Source organism: Mycolicibacterium hodleri, assembly GCF_025822245.1.
Lineage (GTDB): Bacteria > Actinomycetota > Actinomycetes > Mycobacteriales > Mycobacteriaceae > Mycobacterium > Mycobacterium hodleri.
Map to the genome: position 1 here is coordinate 67,768 of NZ_JACKTL010000005.1, position 13,816 is coordinate 81,583.

The 13,816-nt window shown below is 69.6% G+C and carries 14 protein-coding genes; 11 read left to right on the plus strand and 3 right to left on the minus strand.

Features of this window, described 5'->3' with window-relative positions; all coding sequences use genetic code 11:
- Positions 1-2: 2 nt before the first annotated feature.
- The gene (locus H7J06_RS00685) at positions 3-839 is read left to right on the plus strand and encodes a DegV family protein (protein ID WP_264036060.1); all 837 of its coding nucleotides are present in this window, start codon (positions 3-5) and stop codon (positions 837-839) included.
- A 25-nt stretch (positions 840-864) separates the two neighbouring features.
- Entirely contained in the window at positions 865-1,470 is a 606-nt protein-coding gene (locus H7J06_RS00690) for a maleylpyruvate isomerase family mycothiol-dependent enzyme (RefSeq protein ID WP_264036191.1), read from the plus strand.
- Here H7J06_RS00690 and H7J06_RS00695 read toward each other — a convergent pair.
- Positions 1,445-2,497, minus strand: a complete 1,053-nt coding sequence (locus tag H7J06_RS00695) for an NAD(P)H-dependent amine dehydrogenase family protein (RefSeq protein ID WP_264036062.1) — start codon at positions 2,495-2,497, stop codon at positions 1,445-1,447. The genes H7J06_RS00690 and H7J06_RS00695 overlap by 26 nt on opposite strands.
- A gap of 92 nt (positions 2,498-2,589) precedes the next feature.
- Between H7J06_RS00695 and H7J06_RS00700 the strand changes: the two genes are divergently transcribed.
- The 5 genes from H7J06_RS00700 (at position 2,590) to holA (ending at position 7,435) form a co-directional block, all read left to right on the plus strand.
- The gene (locus tag H7J06_RS00700; RefSeq protein WP_264036063.1) at positions 2,590-3,618 is read left to right on the plus strand and encodes an acetamidase/formamidase family protein; all 1,029 of its coding nucleotides are present in this window, start codon (positions 2,590-2,592) and stop codon (positions 3,616-3,618) included.
- On the plus strand, positions 3,615-4,019 hold the full coding sequence (locus tag H7J06_RS00705; protein WP_264036064.1) for a RidA family protein: 405 nt from the start codon (positions 3,615-3,617) through the stop codon (positions 4,017-4,019). Before H7J06_RS00700 ends, H7J06_RS00705 begins: the two co-directional genes overlap by 4 nt.
- A 99-nt stretch (positions 4,020-4,118) precedes the next feature.
- A complete protein-coding gene (locus H7J06_RS00710) occupies positions 4,119-4,961 on the plus strand; it encodes a ComEA family DNA-binding protein (RefSeq protein ID WP_264036067.1) in 843 nt (280 codons plus the stop codon).
- The gene (locus tag H7J06_RS00715) at positions 4,958-6,469 is read left to right on the plus strand and encodes a ComEC/Rec2 family competence protein (protein ID WP_264036069.1); all 1,512 of its coding nucleotides are present in this window, start codon (positions 4,958-4,960) and stop codon (positions 6,467-6,469) included. Before H7J06_RS00710 ends, H7J06_RS00715 begins: the two co-directional genes overlap by 4 nt.
- Positions 6,470-6,481: 12 nt before the next feature.
- Positions 6,482-7,435 carry a DNA polymerase III subunit delta gene (gene holA / locus H7J06_RS00720; protein WP_308205662.1) on the plus strand — a complete coding sequence of 318 codons (954 nt, stop codon included), beginning with the start codon at positions 6,482-6,484 and terminating at the stop codon, positions 7,433-7,435.
- A 1-nt stretch (position 7,436) separates the two neighbouring features.
- On the opposite strand, the gene rpsT is transcribed toward holA, so the two are convergent.
- Positions 7,437-7,697, minus strand: coding sequence for a 30S ribosomal protein S20 (rpsT, locus tag H7J06_RS00725; RefSeq protein WP_264036071.1), 261 nt, complete (start codon positions 7,695-7,697; stop codon positions 7,437-7,439).
- Between the two features lie 149 nt (positions 7,698-7,846).
- Between rpsT and H7J06_RS00730 the strand changes: the two genes are divergently transcribed.
- From H7J06_RS00730 to H7J06_RS00740, 3 genes are read left to right on the plus strand one after another with little or no spacing between them, the layout of a single operon-like run.
- Positions 7,847-9,562, plus strand: coding sequence for a circularly permuted type 2 ATP-grasp protein (locus tag H7J06_RS00730; RefSeq protein ID WP_264036073.1), 1,716 nt, complete (start codon positions 7,847-7,849; stop codon positions 9,560-9,562).
- Entirely contained in the window at positions 9,562-10,539 is a 978-nt protein-coding gene (locus H7J06_RS00735) for an alpha-E domain-containing protein (protein ID WP_264036076.1), read from the plus strand. The genes H7J06_RS00730 and H7J06_RS00735 overlap by 1 nt, the downstream gene beginning before the upstream one ends.
- A 1-nt stretch (position 10,540) precedes the next feature.
- Positions 10,541-11,380 (plus strand): transglutaminase family protein, encoded by an 840-nt coding sequence (locus H7J06_RS00740; protein ID WP_264036078.1) that lies wholly within the window; start codon positions 10,541-10,543, stop codon positions 11,378-11,380.
- Here the strand turns inward: H7J06_RS00740 and H7J06_RS00745 are convergent.
- The gene (locus H7J06_RS00745; RefSeq protein ID WP_264036080.1) at positions 11,364-12,206 is read right to left on the minus strand and encodes a ribonuclease Z; all 843 of its coding nucleotides are present in this window, start codon (positions 12,204-12,206) and stop codon (positions 11,364-11,366) included. The two genes, H7J06_RS00740 and H7J06_RS00745, sit on opposite strands and share 17 nt — an antisense overlap.
- A gap of 191 nt (positions 12,207-12,397) precedes the next feature.
- Here H7J06_RS00745 and glnT point away from each other — a divergent pair, with 191 nt between their 5' ends.
- Positions 12,398-13,813, plus strand: a complete 1,416-nt coding sequence (gene glnT / locus H7J06_RS00750) for a type III glutamate--ammonia ligase (RefSeq protein ID WP_264036082.1) — start codon at positions 12,398-12,400, stop codon at positions 13,811-13,813.
- The last annotated feature ends 3 nt before the right edge of the window (positions 13,814-13,816 follow it).

Below are 13,816 nucleotides of genomic sequence, written 5' to 3' on the forward strand. Positions count from 1 at the left end.
GCGTGGCGGTCGTGGTGGTCACCGATTCGTCGGCCCGACTGGATCGGGACCTTCTGCAGCGGTGGGGGATTCGGCACGTTCCCCTCCACGTGCTGGTCGACGGCGCCGACCTGCTCGACGAGGTCGACGACGTGCCCAACGACGTCCACGACCGACCGCACGCCACGACCGCGGGAGCCTCGCCGGCCGACCTGTCGCAGGCGTACCGGAACGCGCTGGCCGACAGCGGTGGCGACGGTGTCGTTGCGGTGCACCTGTCCGCGGCGTTGTCGAGCACGTTCAGCTCGGCCGTCGGGGCGGCGCGTGAGTTCGGTTCCGCCGTGCGCGTGGTGAATTCGCGTTCCGCGGCCGCCGGTGTCGGGTTCGTCGCCCTCGCCGCGGCCCGGGCGGCAGCCGACGGTGGCGACCTCGACGCGGTTGAGTCCGCGGCGCGGGCGGCGGTGCCGCGCGGTCACGCCTTCATCGTGGTGCACCGGCTCGACAACCTGCGGCGCAGTGGCCGGATCGGCACCGCCGCGTCGTGGTTGGGCACGGCGTTGTCGCTGAAGCCGCTGCTGTGCCTGGACGTCGACGGCCGGTTGGTGCTGTCGCAGCGGATTCGCACGGTGTCCAAGGCGCATGCGGCGTTGGTCGACGCGGTCGCCGAGGTCGTGGGTGAGCACTCGGCGACCCTCGCCGTACACCACGTCGACAATTACGACGCCGCGGCGGAGATCGGGGCTGCGCTGACCACCCGTCTGCCGCAGGTGAATTCGACGTCCGTGACCGACATGGGCCCGGTGCTGTCCGTGCACGTCGGCGGCGGCGCGGTCGGCGTCTGCGTGACGCTGGACGACTGAAGGGGGAGTCGTGACACCACTGAAGATGGCCCGCCGGGAGCGCGAGGAGTTCGCCGACTTCCTGAGCGCTCTGACGCCCGAGCAGTGGGACCACCCGTCGCTGTGCGCGGCATGGTCGGTGCGCGACGTCGCGGCGCACTGCGTCAGCTTCGAGGGCTTGACGGCTCGCGAGCTGGCGACGCGGTTCGTCAAGGGCCGCCTGCAGACCGACCGCATCAACGCTCTCGCGGTCGCCGCTCTGGCCGGTCAACCGACGGATCGGCTCGTCGGCATCCTGCGGGACAACGCCGAACCCCACGGCCTCGGCAGCGGGTTCGGCGGCCGGGTTGCCCTGACCGACAACATGATTCACCAGCAGGACGTCCGACGGCCGCTACGGCTGCCCCGTCGGATTCCCCCCGAGCGCCTGTGCGCGGCGCTGGACTTCGTCCGCTACGCGCCCACGATCCGCGGTGCGTGGCGGGCCCGCCGGGTGCGGCTCGTCGCCACCGACGTCGACTGGTCGCACGGCACGGGCCCCGAGGTGCGCGGCACCGGCGAGGCGCTGCTGATGATCATGGCTGGCCGCCCGGACGCGCTGGCCGACCTCGACGGGGCGGGAGTGGTCAGCCTCGCCGCACGCGTCCGGTGACCGGCGGCAGGTCCTTCAGGGTGACGATGCCCGGTGCCGCGGCGACCACCGCGGGCACCGCGTTGGTCACCGGCATGGCGGTGTAGATCATCCCGAGGCCCATGAACCCCGGTTCCTTCCAGTCCTTGGGGGGCAGGCAATGCAGCACGGTACGCATGTTGGGCGTGCCGAAGACCTGGATGACGTGACCGTGTTCGAGCGGCTTGGGCGGAGTGACGTGACTGCCCATCGTCCAGTTGAATCCCACGCTGACCACGTTCCGGTCGCCGACCCAGCCGCGGTGGTAGCCGAACACGCCGCCGACGGTGCCCTTCGGAATCTGCATGAAGCCGAGATCTGAATCTTCGGTGGCCGCGGTGAACTCGACGTCGAAGGTCAGCCGGTCGAGGGTGGCGCCGATCGCGTCGGCCATCATCGCCGCCGACTCGGCGAACACCTCGCTCTCGCGTCGCACGCTCTCGGCGAGGCCGGGGGTTTCCGGATCCCGGCCGAATCCCATGGCGGACTGGGTCCCCGCCGACTCGTAGGTCGAGCAGTCCACCGACTCGGTGATCCGGATCTGGTCGACGTCCTCGCACGCACCCGAGAGCACCATGCCGACCATGTTCGTCATGCCGGGATGTGCGCCACTGCCGAAGATGGTGGAATTGCCCGCCGCACAGGCCTTCTGGATGCGTTCCCGATCCTCGGGAGTCTGCTTGCCGCCGGTGATCCACGCGGCGCTGGAGCAGACGTTGACACCCGCTTCCAACAGTCGGACGAGCTCGTCGACGCTGGGCCACAGCGGGTTGTAGCAGCACGCGTCCGGCTTCAGGGCGATCAGGGCGTCGACGTCGTCGGTGGCGGTGACGCCGGTCGGCTCGGTCAGGCCGGCGAGCTCGGCGGCGTCGACGCCCACCTTGTCGGCGCCGTGGGCGTACACGCCGACCAGCTCCATGTCGTCGCGTCCGATGATGGCGTGCAGCGAACGCCGCCCGATGTTGCCGGTGGTCCACTGAATCACCCGGAGCGGGGTCGTCGACGTCATGGATGAACACTATTCGCGAGGTGTGTACTCGCGGGCCGAATCCCCGACTTCGTCGCCGCGCCGAGGTGGTCGTCCGCTGGCATGATCGCCGGATGCACCACTTCCTGCCCGCCACCCCGTCGACGGTGCACTGGGGATTCTTCGACCCGCGTCTGCCCCCGGCGGTCGTCGTCGCGTCCGGTGACCTGATCCAGATCGAGACGCTGACCCACCACGCGGGCGACGCTCCGGACTTGCTCATGGACGACGGCGTCGCCGCCGTCTTCGCGTCGGTCACCGACCGTGGGCCAGGACCGCACCTGCTCACCGGGCCCATCGCCGTCGAGGGCGCCCGCGCGGGGGACGTCCTGCAGGTGGACATCCTCGAAGCGGTGCCCCGGCTGCCCTACGGTTCGAACCTCGCCGCGCACTGGGGCCACCTCTACGACGTGCTGCCGGGCGAGCGCGTGACGATCTACGAATTGGATTGCGACGCACTGCTCGGACGTGCCGTCTTCGGCTATGACTGGACCACGACGCCGTTGGCCGACCAGCCGGGCACGATCGTGACCCCCGACGCCGCGGCCCGTGAGCCTGCCCTACCCGGTGTCGTCATCCCGTTGCGACCACACTTCGGCACCATGGGTGTGGCACCCGCGGAGCCGCAGCGGGTGTCGTCGGTGCCGCCCGGCGATCACGGCGGCAACGTCGACGACTGGCGAATCGGTGCGGGCGGACGAATGTACTTCCCGGTCCAGGTGCCCGGCGCGCTACTGTCGGTGGGCGACCCGCACGTGTCGCAGGGCGACGGCGAAGTCAGCGGGACCGCACTGGAGGCGTCGCTGAACGGGTTGTTGCGGGTGACGGTTCGCCGTGATCTGCCGTTCACCGTTCCGGTGCTGGAGACCGCGACCGAGCTGCTGGTGCACGGGTTCGGCGACACCCTGGACGAGGCGATGAAGGCGGCGGCGATGAGGACTCTGGACGTGCTGCAGCGGCACTTCGGCCTGACGAGTGGGGACGCGTACTCGTTCATGTCGGTGGCCGTCGACTTCACCGTCACCCAGGTCGTCGACCAACGCCAAGGCGTCCACGGTCGGATCGACAAGCGGTGCTTCCCGAGCTGGCGGGTCGCCGGATGACCGGCATTCGCGCGTTCACCTTCAGCCCCGCCGACGGCGTGCCGCCCGGGGTCGCCCCGTTCGTCCACGCCACCGCCGCGGGACAGACGCTCTACGTCACCGGTCAGATGCCGACCGGGCTGGACGGCGCCGTGGTGGGCGACGACGTGGCCACCCAGACCGACCAGGTGCTCCGCAACCTGGTGCGCGTCACCGAACTCTGCGGCGGCGGACTGGCCGACGTCGTCTCGGTCCGCGCCTTCCTGACGAACTGGGACGACTACGCCGCCTTCAACACGTCCTACGCCGCCTGGTTCCCGGACCGTCTGCCGTCCCGGACGTGCGTCGGGGTCAGCGGTCTCGCGGTCAGTGCCTTGGTCGAGATCGACTGGGTGTGCTGGCGACACGACGGTTGGCAGTGACGGCTGGAATCGATCCACAGATCCCACTTCATCCACAGCCGGTGGCCGACGGCCGGTCGGTGAGGCCGACGAGTCCGCGGGCGCGCCTACCGTCACGGCATGCGCACCGAACGACCGGTCCCCGGGGTGGAACACCGACTCTCCGGCACCCGCACCCTCGACGAGGAGCACTCCGAGGCCGTCCCTGACGCCGTCCCCGGCGGTGCGGAATCCGACACGTCGCTGTCGCGATGGTTGCCCGAGGCCACCTCGGGCAGCACGGCCGCGGGATGGCTCGCAACGGTACGGGCCGACCCGGGGAAGGCGGGTGTGATCGGCCTCGGCATCGTCGGCGCCGTTGCCGTCCTGGTGACGGTGTTCACGCTGACCCGCGACGACGGGCCCGCCATCACGTCGGCGAAACTGCCTCCGGTGGAGATGGTCTCGTCCACCGCACCGGGTGCGCCGCCCGGAGCCCCGGCCGACGTCGAGGTCACCGTCAGCGTCGTGGGACTGGTGCACCAACCCGGTTTGGTGACCCTCGGCGCCGGTGCCCGCGTCGCCGATGCGCTCACCGCCGCGGGCGGCCCGCTCGACGGCGCCGACCTGGTCGGGCTCAACATGGCCCGCCGCGTCGGGGACGGCGAGCAGATCGTCGTCGGACTGTCGTCTCCGCCGGGCGCCCCGCCGGCGATGGGCAGTTCGATCACCGCGCCGCCCAGCGCGGGGCCGTCCTCGCCGGTGGTGGGCGACAAGGGTTCGGCCCCAGGCGGACTCGTCGACCTGAACACCGCGACCGTCGAGCAGCTCGACGCCCTGCCCGGCGTCGGCCCCGTCACCGCGGCGGCGATCGTCGCCTGGCGCGACGCCAACGGCTCGTTCGCCGGGGTCGACCAACTCGGCGAGGTCGACGGCATCGGTCCCGCACGTCTGGAGAAGCTGCGCGCGCTGGTCCGGGTGTGAGCTCCCCGACGGTCGCCACCGTCCCCGACGTGCGCCTGGTTCCCAGCGCGCTGACCAGCTGGGCGGTCACCGCGGCCGGCATCGTATGGGGTGCGACGGCCGCGGTGGTCGTCGCGGTGGCCGCCGTGCTCGTGGCGGCGCTGATCGCATGGCGATGGCAACCGGCGAGTCGGTTCTCCATGGTCGGTCCTGCGGTTCTGGCCGTGGCGGCGGTCGGCGTCGCCTTCGCGATGGCCGTGGGTCTGCGGGTGGACGACGCCGAACACCATCCGATCGTGTCCCGGTACGGCGCGACCGCGTCGGTGGTGGTGACGCCGAGCGAGTCACCACGCGTCCTGCGCGGCATGCGAACGATGTTCCGCGCCAAGCTGATCTCGCTGGACGGCCGGCAGACGACCGGGCGCGTGGTCGTCTTCGCCTCGGGCGTCGACTACCAAGACGTGTCGGCGGGGCGGCCCGCCGCGTTCCGCGCCCGCATCTCGCGACCGATGCGGCGAGATCTGTCCGTGGCGGTGCTGACGGCGACCGGCACCCCGAGGTGGGGAACGGCGAGCCTGGTGCAAAGGGCGGCCGGCGACGTCCGCGCCCGGTTCGCCGACGCGGCGCGGTCGGTGCTTCCCGGCGACCAGGCCGCAATGCTGCCGGCGTTGGTGCTGGGGGACACCTCCGCCCTCGCCGAGGACGTCCAGGACGAGTTTCGCGCCGCGGGGTTGACCCATCTGACGGCGGTGTCGGGCGCCAACGTCACCATCGTGTGCGGCGCGGTCCTGTTGACGGCGGGACTGGTCGGGCCGCGGATCGCGGTCGCCCTTGCCGCGGTGGCGCTGATCGCGTTCGTCGTGGTGGTGCAACCGTCGGCCAGTGTGTTGCGTGCATCGGTGATGGGCTCCATCGCGCTGTTCGCGGTGTTGTCGAGGCGCCGACGGCAGGCGATACCGGCGTTGTCGGCCTGCGTGCTGGTGCTTCTGGTGGCGGCCCCCGAGCTGGCCGTCGACGTCGGGTTCGCCCTGTCCGTGTCGGCGACGGCGGCACTGGTGGTCGTGGCTCCGGGGTGGGCGCGTCGGCTGACCGACCGGGGCTGGCCGAAGCCGTTGGCGGCGGCAGTGAGCGTCGCCGCGGCCGCCCACCTCGTCACGGCGCCACTGGTCGCCGGCATGTCGGGAACCTTCAGCATGGTCTCGATACTGGCGAATCTGGTTGTCGCCGTGGTCATCCCGCCGATCACGGTGATCGGCACCGCGGCTGCGGTGCTGACGGTGCCGTGGCCGGCGGCGGCCGAGCTGATGATCCGGTTCACCGGGCCGGAGCTGTGGTGGTTGACGCACGTCGCGTCGTGGGCGGCGGCGATCCCCGGCGCGGTGGTGACCACCCCGTCGGGGTGGCCCGGGGTGGCGACCGTGGCGGCTGCCGGCGCGGCCGCGGTGGCGTCGTGGCGCCGGAGATGGGGACGCATGACGGTCGTCGCGGCCGCGGTGTGCCTGGTGGCGTGGACCGTCGGTGCGGCGTGACACCATCGTCTCGTGAGCCAACTGCACCTCGTCCTGGGTGATGAAGATCTGCTCGTCGACCGCGCCATCGGCGCGGTGCTGCGCACCGCACGCAAGGAGGCCGGCACCCATGACGTGCCCGTCGACCGCATGCGCGCGGGCGAGGTCAGCGTCAACGAGCTCGCCGAACTGCTCAGCCCGTCGCTGTTCGCCGACGAACGCGTCCTGGTGCTCGAGGCGGCCGCCGAGGCGGGCAAGGACGCGGTGGCACTGATCGCCGACGCGGCGGCGGATTTGCAGCCGGGCACGGTGCTCGTCGTCGTGCACTCCGGCGCGGGCCGGGCCAAGGCGTTGGCCGACCAGCTGAAGGCGCTCGGGGCCGAGGTCCATCCGTGCGCCAAGATCACCAAGGCCGGCGAACGCGCCGACTTCGTCCGTCGCGAGTTCCGCACCCTCAAGGTCAAGATCGGCGACGACGTCGTCACCGCGGTGCTCGACGCGGTGGGTTCCGACGTCCGCGAGCTCGCCGCCGCGTGCTCGCAGCTCGTCGCCGACACCGGCGGTGAGGTGGACGCCGACGCGGTCCGCCGCTATCACAGCGGCAAGGCGGAGGTGAAGGGGTTCGACATCGCCGACAAGGCGGTGGCCGGCGACGTCTCCGGTGCCGCCGAGGCGTTGCGCTGGGCGATGATCGGCGGCGAGCCACACGTGGTGTTGGCCGACGCGCTGGCCGAGGCGGTCCATGCCATCGCGCGGGTAGGTCCGCTCTCGGGGGATCCCTACCGGTTGGCAGGCGAGCTGGGCATGCCGCCGTGGCGCGTGCAGAAGGCGCAGAAGCAGTCCAGGCGGTGGACGCGGGATTCGGTGGCCGAGGCGATGCGCCTGGTGGCCGCGCTGAACGCAGACGTCAAGGGCGCGGCCGCAGACTCGGACTACGCGCTCGAGTCAGCGGTGCGCAGGGTGGCCGAACTGGCCGGGGGGCAGTAGCTCAGAGCTTGTGCAGGGCCTGCGCCAGCGCGGACTTCTTGTTCGCCGCCTGGTTCTTGTGGATGACGCCCTTGCTGGCGGCCTTGTCGAGCTTGCGGCTGGTGGTGGCCAGCAACGCGGCGGCCTTGTCCTTCTCGCCGGCGTCGATCGCCTCGCGGAAGCCGCGGACAGCCGTGCGCAGAGCGGACTTCACCGACTGGTTGCGCAGGCGCGCGGTCTCGTTGGTGAGGATGCGCTTCTTCTGCGACTTGATGTTGGCCACGCGTAAGTTCCTTCTTGATGGTCAGCTTGGGGTAACGAAGTGTTCCTGGGCGCCCGTCTCCGGGCAGCGACAGATCAGGTTACCAGCGGAGCGCGAAAATCCCCAAAGTGGAGGGGCCTGGCCTGCCGAAACTAGACAGTTGGGGCAGCATGTCAGTCGTGAGCCTTCGAACCCTGCCAGCGGACGGCGCCCGAACGGGGCGCAAGACCGCGTCTTCGTCCACACGTCACGACGGTATCTTCGGCGGCTACAACAACGTCGGCGACTATTCCAAGGCGTTCGACGAGATGTTCGACGCGCAGGGCAACGTCCGCGGACCGTACAAGGGCATCTTCGCCGAGCTCGCCCCGTCGGACGCCTCCGAGCTCGCCGCGCGGTCCGAGGCGCTGGGGCGCGCGTTCGTCGACCAGGGCATCACGTTCTCGCTGTCCGGGCAGGAGCGGCCGTTTCCGCTGGATCTGGTGCCCCGAGTCATCTCGGCAGCCGAATGGTCCCGCCTGGAACGCGGCATCAAGCAACGCGTCAAGGCACTCGAGATGTTCCTCGACGACATCTACGGCGAGCAGGAGATCCTGCGCGACGGGGTCATACCGCGCCGGCTGATCACCTCGTGTGAGCACTTCCACCGCGAGGCGGCGGGCATCGTCCCGCCCAACGGGGTGCGCATTCACGTTGCCGGCATCGACCTGGTGCGTGACGGCCAGGGCACGTTCCGGGTCCTCGAGGACAATCTGCGGTCCCCGTCGGGCGTCTCCTACGTCATGGAGAACCGCCGCACGATGGCGCGGGTCTTCCCGAATCTGTTCGCCACCCACCGCGTGCGCGCGGTCGGCGACTACTCCTCTCACCTGCTGCGTGCGCTCCGCAACGCCGCGGCCTCCAACGAGGCCGATCCCACGGTCGTGGTGCTCACCCCGGGTGTGTACAACTCCGCGTACTTCGAGCACTCGCTACTGGCGCGGCAGATGGGCGTCGAGCTCGTTGAGGGCCGCGACCTGTTCTGCCGGGACAACACCGTCTACATGCGCACCACCGAGGGCGACCGTCAGGTCGACGTCATCTATCGCCGAATCGACGACGAGTTCCTCGACCCCATGCACTTCAAGCCGGACTCGGTGCTCGGTGTCGCGGGCATCCTGAACGCCGCGCGCGCCGGCAACGTGGTGATCTCCAGCGCGGTCGGCAACGGCGTCGGGGACGACAAGTTGGTGTACTGCTACGTGCCGACGATCGTTGAGTACTACCTGGGCGAGAAGCTGTCGCTGGCCAACGTCGACACCTTCAGGTGCTGGCTCGACGACGAGCGCGAGGAGGTGCTCGACCGCATCGACGAACTCGTCATCAAGCCCGTCGAGGGCTCGGGCGGCTACGGCATCGTCTTCGGTCCCAGCGCTTCCGAGAAGGAGCTGGCGGCGATCACCAAGAAGGTCCGTGCCGATCCGCGTGGCTGGATCGCCCAACCCGTCGTGCAGCTCTCCACCGTGCCGACGCAAATCGGCGACGAACTCGCGCCACGGCACGTCGACCTGCGACCGTTCGCGGTCAACGACGGCGACGACGTGTGGGTGCTACCCGGCGGGCTGACTCGCGTGGCGCTGCCCGAGGGATCGCTGGTGGTGAACTCCAGTCAGGGTGGCGGCTCGAAGGACACCTGGGTGCTGGCGTCGCGGACGTCGGTGGCCGATCGCGAGCTCGCCGCCGCGGAAGTCGTTCGCGCCCTTCCCAAGCCGAAGCCGGCCAAGGAGCGCAACGGCGACGGGTCCGCCCAACCGCAGACGCAGTCCCAAGCGCTCGGACCCCTCGAGGGGCAGCAGGAACAACAGCAACAGCAACAACAACAGCAGCAGCAGCAGGCGGTGAACTGATGCTCGCACGCAACGCGGAATCGCTCTACTGGATCGGCCGCTACGTCGAACGGGCCGACGACACGGCGCGCATCCTCGACGTCACCGTCCACCAACTCCTCGAGGACTCCAGCGTCGACCCCGATCAGGCGTCTCGCACGTTGTTGAAGGTGCTCGGCATCAAGCCGCCCAAGACCGAGCTGGACCTGTGGTCGCTGACCGACCTCGTCGCGTTCAGCCGCGACACCGAGGGCGGTTGCTCGATCGTCGACTCGATTTCGGCTGCCCGCGAAAATGCCCGCGGCGCACGGGAAGTCACCTCGACCGAGATTTGGGAGTGTCTCAACACCACCTACAACGCGCTGCCGGAGCGCGAGCGCGCCGCCCGCCGACTGGGGCCGCACGAGTTCCTGTCCTACGTCGAGGGTCGCGCGGCGCAGTTCGCCGGGCTGGCCGACTCGACGCTGTCCCGTGACGACGGCTACCGGTTCATGGTGCTGGGGCGGGCCATCGAGCGCGTCGACATGATCGTGCGACTGCTTCTCTCCCGTGTCGGGGACAGCGCGTCCTCGCCGGCGTGGGTGACGGTGCTGCGGTCCGCCGGTGCGCACGACACGTATCTACGGACCTACCGCGGCGTTCTCGACGCCGGCCGGGTGGTCGAGTTCATGATGCTCGACCGGCTCTTCCCGCGCTCGGTGATGTACTCGCTGCGGTTGGCTGAACACAGCCTCGACGAACTGCACCACCGCAGGCTCAATCGCGTCGGGGCAACCGCCGAGGCCCAGCGCCTCCTCGGTCGCGCCCGCAGCGAGCTGGAATTCCTGCGGTCCGGGGTGCTGCTGGAGTCCCTCGACGAACGGCTCGGTGCACTGCAGATCACCTGCGCCGAGGTCGGGGAGGCCCTGGCGCAGGAGTACTTCTACTCGGCACCGTGGGTCGCCTGGACCGACGCGGGACGCAACGGTTCGCTGGTCATCGAAGAGGGCGAGGTCTGACATGTGGCGCATGCGAGTGATTCACGCAACCGGCTACGCCTACAAGTCGCCGGTCACCGCGTCGTTCAACGAAGCCCGTCTGACCCCGCGGTCGGACTCACGGCAGAACGTCGTCCTCAACCGCATCGAGACGATCCCGGCCACCCGGTCCTACCGCTACGTGGACTACTGGGGCACGGCGGTGACGGCGTTCGACCTGCACGCTCCGCACGCCGAGCTCGAGGTGACGGCCTCCTCGGTCGTCGAGACGGACAAGGACGAGGTGCCCGAGGAGAAGCTCACGTGGGAGGACCTGGAGTCGCCTGGGGTCAAGGACAAGTTCGACGAGTACCTCACCGCGTCGGAGTTCACCCCGAGCAGCAGACGCCTGACCCGCGTCGGTGAGCGCATCGCCAAGTATCACGATCCGCAGCAAGCGGTGATCGAGGCGGCTCAATGGGTGCACACGGAGCTCGCCTACGTGCCGGGCACCACGGGTGTGCACTCCTCGGGGCTCGACGCGCTGCGCGAGGGCAAGGGCGTCTGCCAGGACTTCGCGCACCTCACGCTGATCGTGTTGCGCAGCATGGGAATTCCCGCCCGCTACGTGTCGGGATACCTTCATCCGAACGCCAAGGCCAAGGTAGGCGACACCATCGACGGTCAGAGCCACGCGTGGATCCAGGCGTGGACGGGCGGCTGGTGGCATTACGACCCCACCAACGACAAGAAGATCAACGAGCAGTACATCAGCGTCGGGGTGGGTCGCGACTACCACGACGTGACGCCGCTCAAGGGCATCTACTCGGGTGAGGGGTCGACGGACCTCGACGTCATCGTCGAGATCACCCGGTTGGCCTAGCCGTCACCTCCACGCGGAGCAGGTCGTCGCCGAGTTCGATCGCCCCGTCGAAGGCGGTCGCCGCCAGCGCCCGCCAGTCGTCCACTTGGCCGGCCGCCAACGGCGGGACGTAGTGCGTCAGGATCAGCGTGCCGACGCCGGCCCGTGTCGCCGTGGCGGCTGCCTCCTCGACCGAGGAGTGGTAGTCGAGGATGTCCCGCAGGCGCTGGTTGGGCACCAGTTGAATGAGATCCTTGCGGATTACCGTGTGCACCAGCGCATCCGCGCCGGCGGACAACGCGTCGAGGCTGGCACACGGCACCGAGTCGCCGGCCAACACCACTGACGCGCCGCCGAATTCGACCCGGAAGCCGATCGTCGGTTCGACGGGCCGGTGGTCGGTGGGCGCCACCGAGATTCGCACGCCGTCGCGGCCCCACACCACGCCGTCGGTCACCTCCTCCACCTCGACGCTGGGCGGTTCGGTGATGTCGGCGTGGTGGCCGATGCGGTAGCCGATGTCCGGCGCCAGCGCGGCGAGGGTCGCCTCGACGACGGCGGCCGTTCCCGGTGGTCCGATCACGCGGAGGGGGGTGCGGGTGAAGGTGGTGACCCACCGCGTCGTGATCACGTCCGACAGGTCGGTGATGTGATCGCTGTGCAGATGGGTCAGCAGCAGCGCGGTGATGTTGGCCGCCCCGACGCCGACCGCCGCGGCGCGCATGAGGACTCCGCGGCCGCAGTCCACCAGGAAGGTTTGATCGCCCGCCCGCACCAGCGTCGCCGGTCCGGCACGGTTGGCGTCCACCATCGGACTGCCCGTACCCAGCAGGGTTACTTCGATCATGTCGTCATATCTACCCGGTCAAGATCAGCGGCGCTGCACTATCGATCGGAACGGATTGGCGGCGAGTTGCCGAGTTTTCGATAACCCATTGAGTTTGTGCACCAAAACTCGTCTGACGTGCGGATGGGTCGCGCTCCGTGAGTCAGAAGTCTCCATAGGTCATTTACGACGGCGAAACAGGTTGGCAACAGATGGCCCCTAGCGTCGATCCCGTCATCACCCGCGATCGAGGAGGAACCATCGTCACCACGCTCACTGGACGGTCCGCCGAGGTCGCCGAGGTCGCCGAGCGGCTCGGCGCGGCCGGCGTGAAGTACGCGGCCATCAGCTTCGTCGACGTGCACGGCAAGCCGAAGGCGAAGATGGTGCCGCTCAACCACCTCGACCAAGCCGCCCGCGGATCGGAGATGTTCACCGGCGCCGCCCTGGACGGAGTGCCGCAGGACGTCAACGACGACGAGGTCGCACCCCATCCCGACCTCGACGCCGCCATCATCGCTCCGTTCAACCGCGAGGTCGCCTGGTTCCCCGGTGATCTCTGGGTCGGAGACACCCCGTTCGAGGCGTGCAGCCGGCAGATCCTGAAACGGGTCACCGCCGACGCCGCGACCCTCGGATACACCTTCAACCTGGGGATCGAGACGGAGTTCTTCCTGCTGACCGACGACCGGTCCGGCGTCCCGCAACCGGCCAGTCTCGACGACGACCTGGCCAAGCCGTGCTACGACCTGCGCACGATGCTGCACAACCTTCCCGTGGTGGACGAGATCGTCTCGGCCATGAACGAACTCGGTTGGGACGTCTACTCGTTCGACCACGAGGACGGCAACGGCCAGTTCGAGACCGACTTCACCTACACCGACGCCGTCGCGATGGCGGACCGGCTGGTGTTCTTCCGCATGATGGTGGGCGAGATCGCCCGCAAGCACGGCCTGTTCGCGTCGTGGATGCCCAAGCCGATCGCCGACCGGACGGGTAGCGGCGCGCACTACAACATGTCGCTGGCCGACGCGGCCGGGGTCAACCTCTTCGCGGAGGCGGACGACCCTCGCGGGTGCGGACTGTCCACTCTTGGTTATCAATTCACCGCGGGTGTGCTGCGCCACGCCTCGGCGATCTGCGGGGTGATCGCTCCCACCGTCAACAGCTACAAGCGGCTCGTCAAGCAGGGCAGCATGTCCGGCCTCACCTGGGCCCCGATCTTTGCCTGTTACGGCGACAACAACCGCACCAACATGATGCGCATCCCCAGGGGTGGCGGTCGGGTCGAGTGCCGGGCCGCCGACAGTGCCAGCAATCCGTATCTCGGCGCCGCGCTGGTGCTGGCGGCGGGTCTGGAGGGAATCCGGGAGGGGCTCGACCCCGGTGAGCCCAACCGCGACAACCTCTACGACGCGTCCGAGCTCGACCTCGCCGAGCGTGGCATCGGCTGGCTGCCGCGCTCGCTCGGTGAGGCGATCGACGCCGTCGAGGCGGACCCGTTGGTGCGCAAGGTGTTCGGTGACGCGATGTTCGACTCCTACACGAGCGAGAAGCGGGCGGAGTGGGACTCCTACACCGCGCACGTGTCGTCGTGGGAGACCGACCGCTACCTGAGGTTCTGGTGATCG

Excerpts from the sequence above, each read along its gene's own strand:
- H7J06_RS00690 (WP_264036191.1), top strand. The coding sequence starts at position 865 with ATGGCCCGCCGGGAGCGCGAGGAGTTCGCCGACTTCCTGAGCGCTCTG.
- H7J06_RS00695 (WP_264036062.1), bottom strand. The coding sequence starts at position 2,497 with ATGACGTCGACGACCCCGCTCCGGGTGATTCAGTGGACCACCGGCAAC.
- H7J06_RS00700 (WP_264036063.1), top strand. The coding sequence starts at position 2,590 with ATGCACCACTTCCTGCCCGCCACCCCGTCGACGGTGCACTGGGGATTC.
- H7J06_RS00705 (WP_264036064.1), top strand. The coding sequence starts at position 3,615 with ATGACCGGCATTCGCGCGTTCACCTTCAGCCCCGCCGACGGCGTGCCG.
- H7J06_RS00710 (WP_264036067.1), top strand. The coding sequence starts at position 4,119 with ATGCGCACCGAACGACCGGTCCCCGGGGTGGAACACCGACTCTCCGGC.
- H7J06_RS00730 (WP_264036073.1), top strand. The coding sequence starts at position 7,847 with ATGTCAGTCGTGAGCCTTCGAACCCTGCCAGCGGACGGCGCCCGAACG.
- H7J06_RS00735 (WP_264036076.1), top strand. The coding sequence starts at position 9,562 with ATGCTCGCACGCAACGCGGAATCGCTCTACTGGATCGGCCGCTACGTC.
- H7J06_RS00740 (WP_264036078.1), top strand. The coding sequence starts at position 10,541 with ATGTGGCGCATGCGAGTGATTCACGCAACCGGCTACGCCTACAAGTCG.
- H7J06_RS00745 (WP_264036080.1), bottom strand. The coding sequence starts at position 12,206 with ATGATCGAAGTAACCCTGCTGGGTACGGGCAGTCCGATGGTGGACGCC.
- glnT (WP_264036082.1), top strand. The coding sequence starts at position 12,398 with ATGGCCCCTAGCGTCGATCCCGTCATCACCCGCGATCGAGGAGGAACC.